The following is a 19,973-nucleotide window of genomic DNA, read 5'->3' as shown; positions in this document are numbered from 1 at the left end:
CATTGGGCGCCCCTACGTATTAGGCTGCACAGGCAACATAGCCGCCGTATCCAACCCTGAGCTGTGTGCCAATCTCAAAGATCATGGTGGCTTCGGTTTGATCCGCATCCCAACCTTGAGCCTGCTGTTCTGGGGTGAGCGTGATGCCAATATCGCCGGCCTGGTAGGCGGTTCCCGTGTCATCGGCACCGCGCGACATCTCGATGAGCGCATTGTTGACTTTGACCAGTGCCGCGTCGCCACCGCCTGCGAAGGCAAACACTGGTTTTCCTTCGCTTGTGTAGCTGAAGGTGCACACCGCCTGCGACGACATCTGTTCCTCGATCTGCTCGATTTCGAGGGTTTCGGGATCGAGCGCCGCAATCGTGGCGCCTTGAAGAGCCGACTGGGGAGAGGACAATTGAGCCGGTGCTTCCCCCAACGCGGGATCAGACGCATCCCCGTCCTCGCCGAGGTCGGCAATCAGGTATTTCATTTCCGCAATTTCCCGATTTTGTGCTGCAATAATCTCATCGGCCAGCTTACGTACGCGTGGATCAGAAATCTGGGCGCGGGTCGAGGTCATGATGGCAATCGAGTGGTGTGGGATCATTGCCTGCATATACTCACTGTCGTCCACCGTGACCTGGCTGCGAACCAGCCAGAGCGCCCCCGAGAACACGACAACTGAACCAGCGAAAATGGCGACATTGAGCCTGGTGTTCTTGTACATCGAGAGCATGTAAGCCAGCATGATGACAGCCATGGTGGCGCCCATGACCAAGGCCATCCACGCCCTAGTCTCGCTCCAGAATACGTGCTCGAAAGCATAGGTGTTGAGATACATCAGGCCGAACATGACCAGCGTCGATGTGGCGATCATGGCGGCAAAACGCCAATACATTTTCATGAAACTTCTCCGATCGAAATGAATCCAAATGATTTGTGGACCTTTTTAGGTCCGGCTCATCTGGGCGGAGGTGGATCAATGCCTGGATTGGTAGCTGGTGGCGCTGGGAAAGCCCAATGATCGACCAATGTCTGCTTTTCGTCGGTAGTTATGTTGATACCGGCGGGCAGGACAGCGAAGGTGGCGCAATGAAGTTCGAAGACGTTACCGGACCCAGCGTGATGGGGCTGGCTTAATTCATCTGGCGTATTTTGGTCGAGCGGCTCAGCGTCTTGCGTGTGTGCGAAAAGGAATGTGTGTTCGCTTTGGCAAACTGCCCCAATCGCGGGCAGGGCCGTCAGGACCATCATGAGAAAGCCCAGCCATATGGCCCTGCGGAAGCGCACGCGGGTCATAGCATCCTCATCATCCACAGCGCCATGGCGACCATCATCACGTTCTCGGTCAGGGAGACGAAGCCCAAGGGGACGTTACTGTTTCCGCCGACGCACGCGCATTTGAGATCGCGCTTATCGACATAGACGGCTTTGAATACTGAAATGGCACCAACAGTACCAATGACGAGGGCGACCGGGATCGCGATCCAAAGCAGAGCGCCTGCGATCATTAAAACGCCGGCCAGCGCTTCCCCGAAAGGATAGAAGTAGGCATAAGGGACGTAGCGTTGCGCGACGAGATCGTATCCGAGGAACATGTTTGAAAACGATGAGATGTCGCGCAGCTTGAGGACTGCGAGGATGCACATGGAGATGGCGATGAACCACTCCACGGTCCGAATTGTCACAAGGTTGCCGAATGCTGCCCAGGTCGCGGCCAACGCCATTGCCGCAGCCATGGCAAAAACCGCGATTACCGGCGTGTAGCTTGTCTCGCCTTCATTCTGACCCTTGCCAAAGTGCCTCTTGAGGTCGTCGTAACCGCCGACGCGCCTGCCACCAAGAAAGGTTTGCGGCGTGGTATCGACCTGATACTCGCGCTTGAAAGCGTCAGTTTGCTCCCGAGTTGTCAGCCAATTGTCCTCAACCTCGTAGCCTTCGGACTTTAGCAGGTGTCTCGATTTGAGGCCGAACGGACAGATGTGGTCGTCCATCACCATTCGGTAGAGTACAGCTTTTTCGGCACTTTTGCTCATAGGTTCGCACCCCCTTTTGAAATATAAACGGCCGGGCGGCGGCATGGTTCACGACTTCGTCGAGGATAACTCGACGATTTCCGCGTCGACGGCGCTGCGACCAGCGCCTAAACGAGGATCGGCCACACGGGTGATCTTTCCCAACTTGTGGGTCCAGCAGGGGAGTGGAGTTCTCTTTCCCACCCTGACAAATTCCTGATTACCAGACTGAAACTATTCAGTCGGTGGAACGTAGCTTCTCGCAGCGGAGACATTTCCTTCGCTCCGTGGCCCTGTTCGGGTCATCTTGAATTCATCAAGGAGAAGAACACCATGCTGAAACAATCAATAGTCGCGCTGGCGCTTGGCTCGAGTGCATTGATCGCGGGTCCTGCTCTGGCCGATCACCTCAATATTTCAACGGACGGCATTGAGGTCGACGGCGATACGGTGACAATACCCTCGGTTCTCATCGATGAACCTGGTTTCGTGGTCATTCACGAGGTTCTGGATGGTCAACCGGTGGTGCCGGCCTCGATCGGCCATGCATATGTGGAAGGCGGAACGACGGATAGCGTCGAAATCACCACTGAGTATCCGCTTGAAGACGGCGCCGATTATATTGCCATGCTCCACTACGACACTGACGGAGATGGGGAATATTCGTTCGGTGAAGGCATGACAGACGTGGACACTCCGGCACTCAATGCGGAAGACGCTCCATATGTTCAGCCGTTCACGGCTGGCGGCTCCATGATGTAGAATTCGCCACCCGCTTTTTGGAAACGGTATCGACGGCCCGTAGCTTCACGCTGCGGGCCTTTCGTTTTTCGACCGCTACACCATCGGAGATCTTCTCGTATCTGCGTTGGCCGCTTTGAGGTGCGCCCCAGTCCTGTTGCCGCTTGGCATGCCGACGAATTCGGCATCATCGACCGCAAGTATGCACCCGACGGCATGGGCGCGGGACCGGGAGGCGCCATACTGTACTGGCACGTTGATGATATCAACGACGCTCTGTCCCGTCTGAAAGCGCTGGTGCCAACGAACATGATCCGATCACGAAACGGGGCGAAACCGGGCTTGTCACCGCATCGGTCCTCGATCCTTCGGCAACATTCTGGGGGCATCATTTACAACCCGCATTTCATGGAGTTGCACTGAGCGGAGGTGCCATCGGCGTTGCCAGCTGTCTTCCCTCGTATGTGGGCGCGCGCGAGGTATCCTAAGCTCAAGTCACCTTTGTAGCTGCTTTCCAACCCGCTGATAAGGCAGGCTCGTACATCGCCGTTTAGTTCGAATTGGACAGGACGTCCGGTCTTCTGCTGAACCACCGTTGCCCGGGTTCGAATTTCCGGTCCATTCACCAAGTCACCTGTCTTGATCTTGACCAGATCGCATCCACGGAGCTTGCTGTCGATCGCGAGATCGAACAGTGCACGGTCTCGAACCCGTCCTTCCCGATCCAAGAAGGAACGAATCGCTCAGATATGCTTCTGCGTCAGGGGACGCTTGGTCCCCTCAGTCTTGCCTGCATTCTGTGCAGCCCATCCTCGGGCTGCAGCATCATATTGTGAGTATCCCATCTCAGGTCTCCAATGGCCGTGATCGGCCAAAAGAGAAACGCTGAGACCGGCAGCCGCGGGGCCGACTGCGGACTGACCGGTTTCAGCGAAGAAGCGGAGAAAGCCGACATTCGGCTTCCGACCCCAATCGCCGGCGTTCAGCTTGGTTTCCTGCGACCCAACTTGGGGCTTCAACTCACGTCGCTCAAACTTGGCAAGAGCAAGCTAAGCCTTCGATACATTGGCCTCTCTGACTCAATGTTTTCCTTAGTCTCTGTTGCGCCCCATCTGACTGATTGCGACGGCAAGGATGATGATACCCCCACGGGCAATCAGCTGCTGGGAATATTCGAGCCCCATCAGGATGAGACCATTGTTGATCACCCCGATCATCAGAGCGCCGAAAATCGATCCAATCACGGTGCCGCGCCCGCCGAACAGCGCCGTGCCGCCGAGGACGGCGGCAGCGATGACGGAAAGCTCGTCCCCTTCCCCCAATTGGAACCGGCCCGATTGCAGGCGTCCAGCATACAGCATACCCGCTACGGCAGCTGTCATTGAGGAGATCATCAGCACGGTGAGCTTGATACGCTTTGTATTGACGCCCGAGTACCGCGCCGCGGTCAGGTTTCCGCCAACTGCGAGGACCTGCCGACCGAAGCGGGTATGCTTGAGCGTAATGTGTCCCACAATACCCAAACAGAACATCCAGAGTAGAAGCGAGGGGATTCCAAAGGGAGTGCCTCCTCCAAAAAACGCGGAATAACCCATGTTGAGGATCGGTACTGATGCCGTATCGCTGATCCACATCGCGGTTCCTACTGCTATCCCCATCATCGCCAGCGTAACCAGGAACGAGGGAATATTGAGACGCGTGGTCAGCAGGCCGTTGATAAGTCCCACGGTCAAACCTGTCACTATCCCGGCTCCTACGCCGAAGAGCAGGCCTCCGCTCATCAACCCCATGGCCGTTGTAACCGATGCCAGTCCGGCGACCGAACCCACGGAGAGGTCGATTTCGCCTGATGAAAGGACAAAGGTCATCGCCACCGCCATCACCGCGATAATTGCACTCTGGCGGAAAATATTGAGCAGGTTCTGAGGATGAGTAAAGCCGCGGTCACCCAAGGTGATGGCGAAGAAGATGAAAACCGCGACAATGCCAAAATAGATAATGTTCTGCCGCCAGGACGACTTGAACCAGCCGACCAGTCCAGACGGCACGGTGGAGGTAAGAGCATTAGACATTCGTGGAATTCCTCTCCTGAAGGATGAGCTGCAGCCTTTGTTCGGCGCGTTGAAATTCGGTTCCAGGTTCGGTCGTTTCGACCCCTTCACCGATGAGGTCGCTACGGTGGACAATGCGCCGGACGGAGCCCTTGTCCAACACCGCAATGCGGTCGGAAACCGCCAGCAATTCGGCAAGCTCTGATGATATGAAGATAATTGAGCGCCCTTCGGCTGCCAGACGTCGGACCAGCTGGATGATTTCAGTCTTGGAGCCAATATCGATTCCGGCCGTCGGTTCATCCATGATGAGAATGTCCGGCTCGGCCGCGAGCCATTTCCCGATGACAATCTTTTGCTGATTGCCGCCGGAGAGCGCATTGGCCGGCAACCGCTCGGAACTCGTCTTGATCGACAGGTCCTTTATGGTCTTTTGGGCGAGCCGGTTGCGATCGCCTCCCCGCATGAACACGCTACCGGAAACGCGCTCCAGAACCGGCAGGGCGATGTTATCCTCGATGGAATGCTCAAGAACGAGACCCTGGCGGCGCCGATCCTCGGGGACGAGCGCAAACCCAAGGGCCTTTGCAGCCCCTGGCGATTCGATGGCGACAGGCTTGCCGTGCAATTCAATGGTCCCCGAGACATCCCGCTCCAGCCCGAACAGAATGCGCGCCAGACGAGAGCGCCCCGCCCCCATAAGACCGGCAAGGCCCAGAACTTCGCCCCTGTGCAGCTCGAGATTTATGCTGCCCTCGCGTCCCTTAATCGACACGTCGCGAAGCCGCAGCACAACCTCCTCGCCGGCATTACTCGCCGACATGAATTCGGTCATGTCGCGACTGGCCTTGCCCATGATGTCGGCAATAAGCGACTCAAGGGAATACTGGGCAATGGGCCGGCTCGCCACCCGTTCACCATCACGCAAGACGGTCGCCATATCGGCGACGCGAAATATCTCGTCCATGCGGTGCGAAACATAGATGATGGCCTTGCCTTCCTTCCGAAGAGCCGCCAGCAAATCAAAAAGGATGCTCACTTCCGTGGACGTGAGCGCGGATGTGGGTTCATCGAGAATCAGAACATTGACGTTCCGGCTGAGCGCCTTGGCGATTTCCGTGAGCTGTTGCTGGCCGGCACTCAGGTCTGCCACTTCGACGCCCGGGTCGATCGCCACCCCCATCGACGCGAAGATGTCCCGAGCACGGCGTTCCATTTCGCGATCGGCGATCAGGCCGCCACCCCCAAGCGGCTCCCGCGCCAGAAAAATGTTCTGGGCCACGGTGAGCGAGGGGACAAGGCTCATTTCCTGAAAGATCATACCGATCCCCAGGTCGGCGGCGGTCCGGGGCGTCAGGTGCGAAACCTCGCGCCCGTTGACGACAATGCTTCCGGCATCAGGGGTCAAGACACCCTGCAACACCTTGAGGATTGTTGACTTCCCCGCCCCGTTTTCGCCCAGTAGCGCGTGAACCTCGCCCGCTCGTACGGCCAGATCGACACCTTTCAGGGCACGGACACCACCAAAACGCTTGGAAATGCCACGCATTTCCACGGCATAGTCCGACACCTTCGCCTCCTTCATGCTCAAGTCTCGACCCAGCTGCCGTTTTCCCCGGAACGGATCATGGCGTCAGCGATCTGGGAAATCCTGTACCCGTCCTCGAAATTGGGGCTGGGCTGGGTGTTCTCGACGATCGCCTTGAAGAAATCATAGCACTCGACAATTTTGGTTTCGCCATAACCAATGCCCAGCGCGGGGATTGGCCACAGTCCCTCTCCGTAGGGATGGGCTGCACCAGTATAGATGGTGCGGAACCCGCGTGCATCGGCTGGATCGTCGGCGAACATCACCTGCAGTTCATCGCGACGCTCATAATTAAAGACCAGCGATCCTTTGGTGCCATGCACTTCAAAGGTCAGATAGTTGTTGCGACCGTAAGCGTTGCGCGACGCCTCGAGAGACCCGGTAGCGCCGCTGGCAAAGCGCAGCAGGGTAATGGTCTCGTCATCAACATCCACGGTACCGCGCTCGCCGCCTGCGCCGCCCCCGCCGGTGCCGAGCTTGTCCAGGTGCCCGCTTGCGACCGGCCGGTCGGGAATAAGAGTGCGGTTGACCGCGTGGACGCCAGTGATCTCACCAGCGAGATAGCGCGCGAAATCGAGAACATGCGTGCCAATGTCGCCAATTGCCCCGGAACCGGCCACTTTCTTTTGGAACCGCCATGACAAGGGGCTGTCAGGATCGGCCGACCAGTCCTGCAGATAGGTGCCGCGAAAGTTGACAATGTCGCCGATACGGCCCTCATCGATGAACTTGCGCGCCAACGCAACGGCCGGCGTACGGCGGTAGTTGAAGGCGACCATGTGAATGACCCCGGCTTCGCGCACCGCATCAAGCATGGGCCTGGCCTCTTCACCTGTCCGGGCAAGCGGTTTTTCGCATATGATGTGCTTTCCCGCCTTAGCTGCAGCGATGGCAATTTCGGCATGGCTGTCATTAGGAGTTACGATATCGACAACATCGACATCGTCGCGCTCGATGACCGATTTCCAGTCCGATGAGGATACCTCGAAGCCAAACCGGTCCCTGGCATCATCCGCAGCTGCCTCGGTAACATCGACCACCACTTTGCGCACTGGAATTGCCGGAGCGGGCCAGAAGAACATCGGCATCGCCGCATAGGCCATGGCATGGGCCTTGCCCATGAACCCGCCACCGATCATTGCTACATTCATACGCTTCATTGTCTTCATCCAATTGGTCTCGTGTGCGCGGCGGCGCCGACAGCACAATGTTTGCAGGAGGTGTTTGGCTGGTTGTGGTGAGCTGACGGCCGGAGGGAGGTATCCGGCCGCCGCTCGCATCTCAGAGCTACTGGTTCATGCTCTGGACGACGGTATCGGGCGCAGGCTGAGAGTAGACCGTCTCCCACGCATCGAGCAGGTTCGACTGCTCGACCGGAAGCGCCGGAAGCGCGACATAGGCCGGCGCCTCCTTGCCGAGGAGAGCATAACCGGCAAGCTTGGCTTCGGTCTGCCCCTGGGCAAAGGGCTGCTGCGCGCCAAGTCCCTTGATATAGCCACCGCGCGCCATGTCGATGGCAACGTTCTCGCCGAGATCGATGGTGGTGATCACCAGATCGTCGCGTCCGTTCGCACGGGCCGCCGCGATCACGCCTTCGGCCGGCACGTCCCAGACCGCCCAGATGCCGTCGATTGCGGGGTTTGCTGTCATCATTGCCGAAGCGGCACGCTCTGCCTGGCCGGTGAAATCTGGGCCGGCGATGCCCTGCTCATCGACAATTTCAATCTCGGGATAGTTTTCGGTAATCGTGGTCTTGAAAGCGTCGTAGCGCTGCTGGGTGACAAAAAAGTCGGCAGCATGGAACACAAGGCCGATCTGCCCCGCGCCATCAAGTGCCTTGGCCATCAAATGCGCCGATGCGACACCGTTGCCGTAATTGTCGGCGGAGACCACGCTCACATAGTCGGTTCCCGCCTCCATGTTGGCCGGCACGTTATCCATGAAAACCAGTTCTACGCCCTGGGCCGCCGCCTGCCGGTAAGCGTCAGCCGTCGCCACCGGATCGGTAGGAATGGAGACGATGATGTCAGGATTTTGTGCGAGAATCGTCTCAATGTCCGAGACTTGTTTTTCAGGTGCGAACCCAGCATCGGTAACAGCAATCACCTCGATTCCCATTTCCTCAAACTGCTGGTTAAGCCCGTCGATTTGAGCCTGTGCCCAGTCATTGCCGCCATAGTGCATGACGATGGCTGCGGTTGCACCCATATCCGAAATCTGGGCAAGTTCCTCTTCGCTGAGTGTGATATCGGCGGCCGGGATTGGCTCCTCCCCACCCGGACCGGTGGATAGCACCTGATCGGAAAGGGTCGCCAGGGCTTCGTCCGGACTTTGCGCCAGAACTGTTCCTGTGGCTGCGGCAGACAAGAGCGTCGCCGCTATGACGGATGACTTGAATAGATGCATTTGGGTCTCCTCCCGTTGTGCAATCGTTGAAAATGTGAAGTTCTAGCCTGCCACCTTATCGAGAAACGCCTTGCTGCGGGTCGCACCCTCGAATGGGTCGGACCATGCATCGAGTTCGGTCGCGACCCAGCCGGAAAACCCGACCTCTTTCAGCACGTCGATGATGGCGGCGATATCGAGATCGCCTTCATCGAGCGGCGTAAAGCCGAAAGGCTCGCGCTGTAGGCCCTTGAGGTGGACGTAGGAAATACGGTCCTTGTATTCCCGGATCAGCGCGGCGGGGTCGCCCCCTGCACCTGCCAGATGCGCCGTATCAGGGCAAAAACCTATGCCGGTCTCACCGAAAATCTGCGCGATCTCTTCGGGCGTTTCCGCCAGGGTCGAAAGATGCGGATGATAATGCGGCGCGAGACCGTGCTCTCGCGCAATGGTGGCAACCCTTTCGAGGCCCGCAGCCGTTTTCTTATAATCATCCGGACGCGGACCCGAACGCCGGCGAGCGCCGCCACCAACGACAAAATGTGGCACCGAGAACTCTGCAGCGAGCGCCGCCACCGCATCGATCCTATTCAATTCCTCCTCGAGAACGTCCTCGAAGATCAGATTGGCGCCGGCATAAACAGCAAGCAGTGTCAGCCCCGTTTCGGACAAAAGCGCTTTTAGCGCGTTCTTGTCGTCCGCATAGCTCATCAGGTTTCCATCAAAGATTTCAACGCCTTCATATCCGGCTCGCGCGATGTCCAGGAAGGCTGGCCTCATATCCGCGAAAGTCATGTAGTTAAGCTGCCCGATTGAGGTGACCCCCACCGGATGACCTCCCAGGGGACCCCAGCAATTGGCATGATAGGCCAGCTTCCAGCGCGACATAGCTCCTCCGTTCGCCGGAAGTGATGCCCGGCGGCGTGTTGGAATTCTTCGTTTGCGGATCTTCGGCGTGTCACGTGCCGCAAGGGCGACACCTGTTTTGCCCGATCCTCCCTCACACCTCGTAGTTGGGTGCATGGGGGCACTTTTGCTCAGAGAAAAGGGCAAGTCAATGGACATTCTGCATAAGTACGCAAACTTTTGCTGATAATCAGCATAAGTCTGATGCTTGCGTGTTTAAGAATGACCATATATCGCTTGAAGTCGCGAATTTTCCGCGCCGAAAGGCTGAACGCGAACCCGCACAGGCAGTCGAGACATGAAAGTGGACAGACAAAAAGCGTCTCCACGCCCCGCTTCAAAGGTGCGCGGCCGTTCAGGCGAAGCGGTAGTCAACTCCCTCTCAACGGTCCTGACGCTGGTGCGGACTGGAATCGCTAGTACGCGACAGGAGATCGAGCGGGAAAGCGAACTGGGCCGCGCCGTGGTGGCGGACCGGCTAGCCACCCTTACCGGGCTGGATCTCGTTGACGAAAGCGAACTCGGTGCCGCGAGCGGGGGGCGCGCACCCCGGCTCGTGCGGTTCAATGCAGATATCGGCCGGGTGCTCGTCGCTACGCTGGACCAGACCGCGCTGGGCGTGGGCATTGCTGATCTCGATGGACACCTGCTCATGGAACACCATGAGGCCATCGACCTTGCGTCCGATCCCTCGCCCATTCTGAATCGGCTCATTGCGCTGTTCGAATGGGTTCTCGAAAAGCACCAGAATAGGAAGCCGGTCTGGGGTGTCGGGCTGTCTGTGCCCGGCCCCGTTGCCATGGTCGAAGGCGCCGATTTTCTTTGCCGGACACCCGAATTCATGCCCGGCTGGGAAGGGTTTCCGTTCGTCGAGCGACTGCTGGTGCATTTTAACGCCCCGGTATGGATGCGTTCGAGCGTCGAGACTATGACCATGGGCGAACTCAAAGCCGGAGGCGGCGTGGGTCAGCAGACAATGCTGTTTATCAAGGTCGGCACCCGCATCGGCGCCGGCATTGCCGTCAACGGAACCGTCTACCGCGGCGCCCAGGGTGCGGCGGGTCTGATTGGACAAATTCCCGTCGCTACTGTGGCAGGATCACCCACTCTTGAAGCGGCAGCGGGCAGCACAGCCATTGCGGCAGCGGCAACGACCGCAGCACTCAGTGGTCAGAGTCCGTATCTCGCGGACACATTGGACCGCCTGGGCGAAATCACGGCTATCGATGTCGGACAGGCCGCGCAGATGGGCGACAGCATCGCTACTGAACTGCTCTCAAAGAGTGGACGCCTGATCGGTGAGACCGTCGCGGCACTGACGAACATGATCAATCCCGCCCTCATCGTCCTGGGAGGAAGCGCGGCGCAGACCAGCGACACTATTCTCGCAGCGGTCCGCGAAGCGGTCTATCGCAACTCCCATCCCCTCGTAACGCGCGATCTTCGTATTCTGCGCTCACAAATGGGAAGTTCGGCCGGTTTGGTCGGCGCGGCTGCTGTCGTCACCGAACAGATTTTTTCCACCGCCACCTTGCGTGGCTGGATCACGCAGGGCAGCGTGCTGGACCATCCTGGATTTCAAGATGCGCTCGATGCAGCGAACCAGCGCCTTGCGGCAGTGCCGACCCGGCCACAGCCGCCAGCGCCGACCGCATAGGGAGAGACGGAATGCCTATTTCCGGGCTTGGCCCGCATGGCGAACGGGCGACACCGCCATCAAGTGTAGAGCTTTCGGAGACCGACATCGCAGCATCGCGCGAGCGAGGATTTTCGGTCACCGTCGTGATGCACACCATGAACGGGGACTATTCGAAACAACAACTTGCGGGAATTGTGGGCACCTTGGGTGACTATGGCGCCATCGTGCCGGAGGTGGTCGATTGTCACTTCGATCCTCGCCGACAAGTCGAGGCACTCGACCGACTGATCGCTTCCGGAGTCGACGCGATAATTTCGATCCCGATCGGAAACGCCGATGTTGTTGAGGCCCACCGCAGAGTCGCCAAGGCGGGCATACAACTCATCCTGCTCGACAACGTTCCCACTGGACTGCTGCCGGGCAGCGACTATGTGAGTCTCGTTTCGGCGGACAATTTCGGGCTGGGCCAGGTGGCGGCCGAGCTGCTCTCGCCCTATGTTCCAAGTGAAGGACACTTGGGTGTGCTGGCGTATGGTGTCGACTTTTATGCCACCAACGAGCGCGAGATCGCGTTCGCCAAGTGGATCCAGGCCAATCGCCCCGACGTCCGCATCGCAACGCGCAAATTCTCGGCCATCGAAGACGCAAGGGCCGAGACCGAAGCGCTTCTACAGAGCGACGCCGACATTGCCGCCCTCTTCGTGGTCTGGGAGGCGCCCGCGATTGGCGCAATGACAGCATTGAAGGCTCAGGAGCGCTCCGTGCCGCTGACCACTATCGATCTGGGCCGTGACGTCGCAGTCGCCCTCGCCGACAACGCCATCATAAAGGGTATAGGAGCACAACAGCCTTTTGCTCAAGGGGTGGTCGGCGCCAAGACCACGGTGCGCGCGTTGCTGGGCCATCGGGTTCCTGCCTGGGTCGCTCTTCCCGCGCTTGCGGTAACGCAATCCAATGTCATCGAGAGCTGGCAGATGGTTTGGCGAGCGCCTGCCCCCAGCGACCTTATTACGCTCCGCAGAATGTGAAGCCTGCCGAACATTTATCTTCATCATGCCATTGCGGTCGGCTAAATGGACCGGCTGGTTTCGGAAAATTGCCGATCCGGCCTCGACGGTGGCAATGGAGGCGCAAAGTTGAGAGAGGTTTCGAGCTGAGGGCTTCGGTGTCGGGAGCGGCTCAGACAGCGTCGAGCCGCCCCCTCGCCTAGATTTCAGTCTTCTCGGCCAGCTCCAACGCATCTTCTATGTCGACGCCCAAATATCGGACTGTGTTCTCGATCTTGGTGTGCCCCAGCAGGATCTGGATCGCGCGAAGGTTGCCCGTCGCCTTATAAATGATGGCCGCCTTCGTGCGTCGGAGCGAGTGCGTGCCATACTCTTCCTTGCGGAGGCCGATTGCAGTCACCCATTCATCCACCAGTCGCGCATACTGGCGGGTGCTCAGGTGGTCGGAATGATCAACGCGACTTGGAAAGGCATAGTCGTCTATCGTTCCGCCACGTCGCTCAAGCCATGCGAGTAGACTTGCCCGCGCGTCTGCTGTGATCTCGAACTGCACCGGCCGGCCCGTCTTTTGCTGAGTGACCATTGCGCGTGTTCGGATCTCCCGTCCAGTGACCAGAGTTCCGATCTTCATCTTCACGAGATCGCAGCCTCGCAACTTGCTGTCGATCGCTAGATCGAACAGCGCTCGATCTCGCATCCGACCTTCCCTGTCGAGAAAGAAGCGGATTGCCCATATCTGTCGCTGTTTCAGAGGCTTCTTAACGCCAACCTTGCGACCGGCATTCCAGGCAGGACGTCCCAATGATCCGGGATCATATTGTGCTGTACCCATTTGTGTTCTCCTTCGGCCGTGTTGGCCGGAGAAGAAACGCATATCGGTGGCGATGGGGCCGTTAGCCGTCAGGCAGCTTTCAAGTTGCCTGACTCAATTAGCGGACATTCAAACAGCTATGGATATGCGGCAACTCATCAACATTCAAAATCTGCGGCCGACTCGCGATGCATTGTCTTCGCCTATCTCGCTGTTCATCACGCCGACCTCAAATATTGGCGATAGCTTGCTGGACCCAAGATCGATCATTTGTTCCTTCCAAGATCGCCTCCATCTGGCGACGCTCAGCGCTTTGTTTTTTTTCAGCGGCTTCGACCGTCGCTAGGGCGTGATCGAGCGGGACGCAAACAACGCCGTCGTCATCACCAACCATGATGCCGCCCGGGCTGATGACCATACCATCGAATGCGACTGGGACATTTATTTCACCGGGCCCGTTCTTGTAGGGCCCTCTATGTGTGATTCCAGCGGCATAGACCGGAAAAGAATTGGCACGGATATAGCCATAGTCTCGCATTGCGCCGTTGAGCACCACACCTGCCAGTCCGCGCTTTTCGGCGTAGGCAAGCATCATTTCACCCATCAACGCATTGGTAAGATCGCCTCCACCATCGACAACCAGGACATCTCCGGGTTCTGCAAGATCGAGTGCGTGATGGACGAAGAGATTGTCACCTGGCCTGGTCTTGACCGTGAAGGCGGGGCCACAGAGTGCGCCTCCAGTATGGAGGGGCCGAATACGCGGTCCACCCGCTTCAAGTCGCGCCATGACATCGCTGATATTTGCCACGGGCAGCACCCGCATCCGATCCAGTAGTTCGGCTGACGGACGGTTGGCCAATGGATTAATACGATTGCCGATCATTAAATGTTCCTCCAATTCAAGGTCGCAAGAGCTTTCCTGCAACGCTTCCAAATCCTTCGGCTAACGCGGTGAACGCGTCGCCCACATTGAGTGGAATGGGTCCGACGCGCGCACCTGTGATGACAACTTGGTCGCGGCGAAGTGGTCTGCCGCGGCGCGCGGCATGCCCCGCCAGTCCACTCAGCGCCTCATAGATTGCTTGCGTGGACGGCATAGGCTTTTGCACAGTGACGGTCTCCCTCAGATTGAGAGAGAGAACGGGCTTGACGTGTTCAAGATCCTGCTCTTGCCAGTCAGGCAAAATCGGCCCAAGGATCAGGCCGCTATTGGACTGCTGATCGGCCAGCGTGCACAGTTCGGGAACGCGTTTTCTGTCGGTGAAACATGATCCCAGCACTTCGACAGCAAGACATGCTCCGGCTATCGACGCGGCCAAGCGGTCATGTGCAAGAGGGCGATCACCAGGAATGATGTCCTCACCCAAGACCAGCGCAACTTCTACTTCGATTTCGGTGACGCCGAGGTAGCCCGGAACGACTCCTCCATTCTCGATCAGAGCCGAGCGCGCGATGGGTGCGCACCGAAACGGCTTGCTGGGAGATGGTGGAGAAACTTTCCAACCCACCGTATCCGCGCGAGGAACGCGGATTTCCTGTATCGAATACGCATTGTCCTCGTCTTGTGGGACAAGATGATCGGGAAGGTTGTCAATCAGCGCGCGCTGTCGGGCGAGGCCGATCTGGTTAGCGGCTTGTTCAAGATGATCGAGCGTCATAGTTCAGCCGACTCCAGCACAATGGTGTTTCGGTACAAGGATGGGTCGGGCTCCGGGCTCGCTTTAATGAGATCCATTGTGTAGGGATGGGCTGGCGCATCGAAGATGCTGCGGGTGGTACCCTGTTCAACCACTTTGCCTTTGCTCATGACCAGCACACGATCAGCGAAATCGCGCACAAGGGGTAAGTCGTGGGCAATAAATATGTAGGCAAGTCCATGACGTTCCTGCAGATCCTTGAGAAGGGCAATAACCTGGGCCTGCACCGAAACGTCCAAAGCTGACACGGCTTCATCGCAAAGGATGATTTCAGGTTTGAGGGCCAAAGCGCGGGCTATTGCGATACGTTGACGCTGGCCGCCGGAAAACTGGTGCGGATACCGTGTTGCGTGATCGGGATGGAGGCCGACCTGTTCGAGCAGGTCCGCTACGGCGTCAGCCCAATCGCGGCGCGGCACGACGTCCTTGTGAATGATCCAAGGCTCTGAGATGATATCAAACACACTCATGCGTGGATTGAGAGATGCCGTGGGATCCTGAAAGACCACCTGCAGCTTCCGCCTGAAATCAAACATCTCGCTGCGGTTGAAGCCAAAAATGTCTTTGCCTCTATAGGCTATCGAGCCAGACGTTGGCTGCGTCAGGCGCAGCAGGGCGCGCGCCACGGTGGTCTTGCCGGAGCCGGATTCGCCCACAATTCCCAGTGTTTCTGATCTCTTGAGATCGAAGCTAACATCGTCAAGTGCTCTGAGCACTCCACTGCCGTTGGACGAGAACGGGTTTGACGAGAGCCTGTATTCCTTGACGAGGTTGCGCACTTCAATGAGCACCTCATCGTTCTTCTTTGGCTCTCTGAAGGCTGCCTTGCCCGGAACTGCCTCCAACAACATCCGGGTATAATCATGCTTGGGGCTTTGAAAGACATCGAGCACGTCACCGCTCTCGACCACCTGACCGTCTTTCATCACAACCAATCGATCGGCGATCTGCGCCACCACCCCGAGGTCATGGGTGATCAGCAGCAACCCCATCCCTGTTTCCTGCTGGAGCTCTTTGAGCAGGTCTAGTATTTGGGCCTGCACGGTCACATCGAGAGCCGTTGTCGGCTCGTCTGCGATCAAAACATCGGGTTTCAAGGCAACGGCCATGGCAATCATGATGCGTTGGCGCTGGCCGCCTGAGAATTGATGGGGAAAATCATCAAATCGTTGTGCGGGATTAGGCAAACCCACCCGGTCCAGAAGCTCGATGGTCCGTTGTCGGGCCTTTCGCGCATCCGTTCCGTGGATACGCATCGCCTCGGCAATTTGCCAGCCGACCGGGTAGACGGGATTGAGATGGGCCAGCGGGTCCTGAAATATCATCGCAATCTTCCGGCCGTTGATCTGGCGCCGGTCGGTTGGCGATAGTTTCAGAAGATCAGCACCTTGGAAAATCGCCTGGCCGGACGTAATGCGGCCGGGAGGGCAGTCGATTAATCCCATGACGGCCGAGGCACTCACCGATTTTCCTGAGCCGCTCTCACCCAAGATTGCGAGCGTTTCGCCGCGAGAAATGGTCCAGCTGACGTTCCGGACTGCAGGGACCACGGAGCGATTTGCGCGAAATTCGACAGATAGGTTTTTGACCTCGAGAAGGGACTTACTCATTGGAGTTAACCTCGGATTCCAGGCGCCAACGCTGAACAGGATCTGTCGCAATGCGCAGCCAGTTGGAGACGATGTTGAGCGACATCGTGACAAGCGTAATCGCTAGGCCGGGCCAGAAGGAAAGCCACCATGCCGTGGCGAGATAACCGCGCCCTTCAGAGACCATGACACCCCAGGTGACATCGGGGGCCTGCACGCCTAGGCCCAGAAAGCTGAGGCTAGCCTCGGCAAGCATGACGAAAGCAAAGTCGATCGTCATCAGTGTCGCGATTGTCGGAGCCACCATCGGAAGGATGTGACGCGTGACGACCCGAAAAACGCTTGCTCCGGTCACTTCTGCCGATATGACGAACATACGGCTGCGAATTTCCATCACTTCCGCACGGGTTGTGCGCAGGAAGACCGGGATACGCGTAACAGCGAGCACAATGACGACGTTGAGAACCGAAGGGTCAAAGACGTAGAGCACGACAAGCGCGAGAAGCAGTGACGGAAAGCTCATGATGATGTCAGTGACACGCAGGATCGCGTCGCTCATAAAGCCCCCGCGATACCCAGCGATCAGCCCCAGCGTTACGCCCACTGTCGCCGACACCAAAACGGTCGACCCGGCAATCAGAAGGGTGGTTTGGGCTGCCAGGATGATCCGTGCCAGAATCGAGCGCCCCAGAGGATCGCCACCCAATATGTACCAGAACCCACGTTCGAGTTCGAAAGGCGGCGCGTTGCGGGCTCTAAGGTTCATACTGGTGCCGATATCTCCCAGGAACAATGGTCCCAGCACGGCACTGACGAATACCAGCAGGAGAAAGCTGACCGAAACGAGGGCGAACTTGTCGCGCAACAACAGTCGGAATGCCGAGCTCATGGGGTGAGTATGCGCGGCCGGTTTGCTTTTTGGGATGCTAAGTGTCATTTGCGCCATCTCAGTTTGACCGTGTCCGCGGGTCGAGAATGGCGTAGGCGATATCGATCGAGACGTTGAGTACAAAGATCGCGACAGCTGTCACCAAGACGCCGGCCTGGATAACCGCGAAGTCGCGGTAGGTGATCGATTCAATCATCAGCCGTCCAACCCCGGGAAACCCGAAAATAGTTTCCACGATGACCGCTCCGTTAATGATGCCGGCCGCCTGGTCCCCGGCCACCGTGATGACGGGCAACATGGCGTTGCGCAAGGCGTGGATGAATATTAGGCGGCGGGGGGTCACGCCCTTGGCCTTGGCCGTTTTAACGTAGGCCGAAGACAAGACGCTGATCATCGAGCTTCTGGCCACCTGAACGATCAGGCCGGCCGGACGAATGGCAAGGACCAGAACCGGCAATATCCATTGCGGGACGGACCCGGTCCCGGAAGTCGGAACCCAGCGCAGGGTCACTGCAAATATCAGTACGCCGACAATTGCGACCCAAAAATTGGGCAGACTTGCGCTGATCAGCGACAAGATCGTTGCGATGCGATCAAATACGGAATTAGGCTTCCAGGCGGCAAGGGCCCCCGTGATGACCGCTACAAACAGCGCCGTGCCGATTGAATACAGTGCAAGCAACAACGTCGTAGGCAGTGCCTGCAACACCAGATCAAGCGCGGGCCGTCCCTGACGCAGGGAGTCTCCGAAGTCGAATGACGCGAGATCGCCCAGAAATTTGAGAAACTGCTGCCAAACAGGCAGATCGAATCCGTAGAGCTGCTGGAACTCTTGGCGCATCGCGTTGGGCGCGTCCAGTGGGAGGTAGAGATCGACAGGTGACCCCGTCAGCCTTGCCATGAAGAAAACGAAGACGACGAGCCCCAAGAGCGAAACGGCGCTCCATATCGTACGCTTGGCGAGCAGGAAAACCATAGCAGGCACGCTCCTTGTGGAGGATGGGCCCGACTGCCTTTTGGCAGCCGGACCAACACATCAATTGAAGGTTATATCGGCGAGCTCGAGCTGGATGAGGCTGAGACTGTTGGGCTCATAGTCGATGGCTGGGCTCACGCGCATGTAGCTAACCATATGGTACATCGGGACCGCAGGAATGATCTCATCTGCAATGATGCGATTTGCTTCCTGGAACGATTGGGTGCGTTCGTCGCCTGTAGCGATCTGAGCTTGTTCGATAAGCGCATCGATACGCGGGTCGCTCAGTTCGGTTTGCTGACCGTCGGAGTGATAGCGGAAGTGCATTGTGAATGATGCATCGCCGTTATTGTTATCGTGCTGCTCTTGAATGAGCATAGGACCGCGATCTTCAGGGTAGGGGCGATTCACCAGCTCCAGCCAGTCAGCCGATTCCATCATCTCGAGCCGGACGTTGAGGCCCACCTGGCTCCACATCTGCTGGATGACCTGCAACATCTCTTCCTGGTTGGGAAAGAATCCGATGCGTCCGATCAGGCGCATTTCCGTGTCGACATCTACACCGTCCGCACGCGCTTCTTCGAGCAGAGCTTCAGCTCTAGCAGGATCGTAGGGCCATGGCTCAAGATCAGGGTTGTGACCATTGATCTTGGGGAGAATGAATTGGGTAGCGATTTCGGCCCTGTCGCTCAGAATGGTGCCGACTAGCGCTTCGCGATCGAATGCTAGGTTTAGTGCCTCGCGGACTCTAATATCATCGAGCGGCGGTTCCATAACCATTCGAATGCGGGTCGTCTCACCATTCAGGAAAGGCACGTCCATTTCGGTCATCGCATCCTGAGGTGCAATGTCGTGGGCAATGTCCGCTTCTCCAATTTCCACCATCGCCGCGCGCAGTGCCGACTCCCCACGGAACACGTACAGGGCATCGCTCACCTGCGGCTCTTCTCCCCAGTAATCCTCAAAGGCTGTTACCGCGATACCATTGCTATCCCAGCTTGCAAACTGGAAGGGGCCCGTTCCGACCGGCGCGCGACTGATTGCATCGGCTGGCGTGTTGGGCGAAACGGCCCCGATGAAGCTGAGCAGTGTCGGCATCAGGACTTGGGACGGTTCTGCGTGGATGTTGATGGTGTGCTCATCAACGATCTCGGTCGTCAGCTCAACGCCAGCGATCTTGGTGCGGTCGCGGCATGCAATCGCACTCGACTGCATGCGCTCAACGGCGAAGGCCACGGCCTCGGCGTTGAAGGGAGAGCCATCGTGAAAGGTGACCCCTTCGCGCAAACTAATTTGCCAGGTGCCGTCACCGATGTCTTCCCAATCGGTTGCCAGACGCGGCTGCACCGTGCTGTCTTCCGAATCGAGCGTGGTCAATGTCTCGACAATGTTTTCTTTGACGATTACACCGATGCCAGTCACCGTCGTATTGCAGCCGTCGATATCGGCAGGCTCGGCCGGCAAGGCGATTGTCAGAGATGTGTCCTGCGCTTGGACAGAAGCGGCTCCGACAAGCAACGTTGTTACCGCGGCGAGACCGGCGGCGTTCAAAATTTTAAGCATTGTTCTCCTCCTGCATGTTTTCGGCACAGATCTTCCCAAGGCCCATCTGCACATTGGCAGGAGCCAGAAAAAGAAGTCACCGCTGAGACTGTTCGCAGCGCTGTGGCGCTTTCCGTTCAGGCACTCTT

Annotated in this window: 17 protein-coding genes; 3 read left to right on the top strand and 14 right to left on the bottom strand. The window is 57.9% G+C overall.

Translation table 11 applies throughout. From position 1 onward, the window contains the following. Positions 1-19 precede the first annotated feature (19 nt). Positions 20-889: a DUF305 domain-containing protein gene (locus KKY_RS18885; protein ID WP_014132995.1), complete on the bottom strand. Its 870-nt coding sequence runs from the start codon at positions 887-889 to the stop codon at positions 20-22. Positions 890-1,280: 391 nt separating this feature from the next. After that, entirely contained in the window at positions 1,281-2,021 is a 741-nt protein-coding gene (locus KKY_RS18880; protein ID WP_014132994.1) for a MauE/DoxX family redox-associated membrane protein, read from the bottom strand. Between the two features lie 312 nt (positions 2,022-2,333). On the opposite strand from KKY_RS18880, the gene KKY_RS18875 reads away from it, so the two are divergent. Then, positions 2,334-2,762, top strand: a complete 429-nt coding sequence (locus KKY_RS18875) for a DUF7282 domain-containing protein (protein WP_014132993.1) — start codon at positions 2,334-2,336, stop codon at positions 2,760-2,762. A 1,070-nt stretch (positions 2,763-3,832) separates the two neighbouring features. Here KKY_RS18875 and KKY_RS18865 read toward each other — a convergent pair. The 5 genes from KKY_RS18865 to KKY_RS18845 all read right to left on the bottom strand — a co-directional run bounded on the left by KKY_RS18865 (position 3,833) and on the right by KKY_RS18845 (position 9,653). Continuing rightward, entirely contained in the window at positions 3,833-4,813 is a 981-nt protein-coding gene (locus KKY_RS18865; protein WP_050811764.1) for an ABC transporter permease, read from the bottom strand. Then, positions 4,806-6,362, bottom strand: coding sequence for a sugar ABC transporter ATP-binding protein (locus tag KKY_RS18860; protein WP_014132991.1), 1,557 nt, complete (start codon positions 6,360-6,362; stop codon positions 4,806-4,808). The genes KKY_RS18865 and KKY_RS18860 overlap by 8 nt, the downstream gene beginning before the upstream one ends. Before the next feature lie 17 nt (positions 6,363-6,379). Then, on the bottom strand, positions 6,380-7,531 hold the full coding sequence (locus tag KKY_RS18855) for a levoglucosan dehydrogenase (protein ID WP_014132990.1): 1,152 nt from the start codon (positions 7,529-7,531) through the stop codon (positions 6,380-6,382). A 136-nt stretch (positions 7,532-7,667) separates the two neighbouring features. Beyond that, positions 7,668-8,786, bottom strand: coding sequence for a substrate-binding domain-containing protein (locus tag KKY_RS18850; RefSeq protein WP_014132989.1), 1,119 nt, complete (start codon positions 8,784-8,786; stop codon positions 7,668-7,670). Between the two features lie 42 nt (positions 8,787-8,828). Beyond that, the gene (locus tag KKY_RS18845) at positions 8,829-9,653 is read right to left on the bottom strand and encodes a sugar phosphate isomerase/epimerase family protein (protein ID WP_014132988.1); all 825 of its coding nucleotides are present in this window, start codon (positions 9,651-9,653) and stop codon (positions 8,829-8,831) included. A gap of 322 nt (positions 9,654-9,975) precedes the next feature. Between KKY_RS18845 and KKY_RS18840 the strand changes: the two genes are divergently transcribed. Together KKY_RS18840 and KKY_RS18835 are read left to right on the top strand one after the other, a co-directional pair. Further along, entirely contained in the window at positions 9,976-11,328 is a 1,353-nt protein-coding gene (locus KKY_RS18840; protein ID WP_244404036.1) for an ROK family protein, read from the top strand. Between the two features lie 11 nt (positions 11,329-11,339). Continuing rightward, on the top strand, positions 11,340-12,338 hold the full coding sequence (locus KKY_RS18835) for a substrate-binding domain-containing protein (protein ID WP_014132986.1): 999 nt from the start codon (positions 11,340-11,342) through the stop codon (positions 12,336-12,338). 178 nt (positions 12,339-12,516) lie between these two features. Here the strand turns inward: KKY_RS18835 and KKY_RS18830 are convergent, their stop codons facing one another. The 7 genes from KKY_RS18830 to KKY_RS18800 form a co-directional block, all read right to left on the bottom strand. Beyond that, positions 12,517-13,149 carry a tyrosine-type recombinase/integrase gene (locus tag KKY_RS18830; RefSeq protein WP_014132985.1) on the bottom strand — a complete coding sequence of 211 codons (633 nt, stop codon included), beginning with the start codon at positions 13,147-13,149 and terminating at the stop codon, positions 12,517-12,519. A gap of 208 nt (positions 13,150-13,357) precedes the next feature. Then, positions 13,358-14,014, bottom strand: coding sequence for an RraA family protein (locus KKY_RS18825; protein WP_014132984.1), 657 nt, complete (start codon positions 14,012-14,014; stop codon positions 13,358-13,360). Positions 14,015-14,030: 16 nt separating this feature from the next. Further along, positions 14,031-14,789, bottom strand: coding sequence for a fumarylacetoacetate hydrolase family protein (locus KKY_RS18820; RefSeq protein ID WP_014132983.1), 759 nt, complete (start codon positions 14,787-14,789; stop codon positions 14,031-14,033). Then, positions 14,786-16,438 carry an ABC transporter ATP-binding protein gene (locus tag KKY_RS18815; protein ID WP_041528906.1) on the bottom strand — a complete coding sequence of 551 codons (1,653 nt, stop codon included), beginning with the start codon at positions 16,436-16,438 and terminating at the stop codon, positions 14,786-14,788. The genes KKY_RS18820 and KKY_RS18815 overlap by 4 nt, the downstream gene beginning before the upstream one ends. Further along, the gene (locus KKY_RS18810) at positions 16,431-17,306 is read right to left on the bottom strand and encodes an ABC transporter permease (protein WP_244404035.1); all 876 of its coding nucleotides are present in this window, start codon (positions 17,304-17,306) and stop codon (positions 16,431-16,433) included. Before KKY_RS18810 ends, KKY_RS18815 begins: the two co-directional genes overlap by 8 nt. 58 nt (positions 17,307-17,364) lie before the next feature. After that, positions 17,365-18,282, bottom strand: coding sequence for an ABC transporter permease (locus KKY_RS18805; RefSeq protein ID WP_014132980.1), 918 nt, complete (start codon positions 18,280-18,282; stop codon positions 17,365-17,367). Positions 18,283-18,342: 60 nt separating this feature from the next. After that, complete coding sequence (locus KKY_RS18800) at positions 18,343-19,845, bottom strand: ABC transporter substrate-binding protein (RefSeq protein WP_014132979.1); 1,503 nt, start codon at positions 19,843-19,845, stop codon at positions 18,343-18,345. Positions 19,846-19,973 lie beyond the last annotated feature (128 nt).

Source organism: Pelagibacterium halotolerans B2 (assembly GCF_000230555.1).
Lineage (GTDB): Bacteria > Pseudomonadota > Alphaproteobacteria > Rhizobiales > Devosiaceae > Pelagibacterium > Pelagibacterium halotolerans.
The sequence above is the reverse complement of the archived record's forward strand: the minus strand, read 5'-3'. Positions and strand labels throughout refer to the sequence as shown.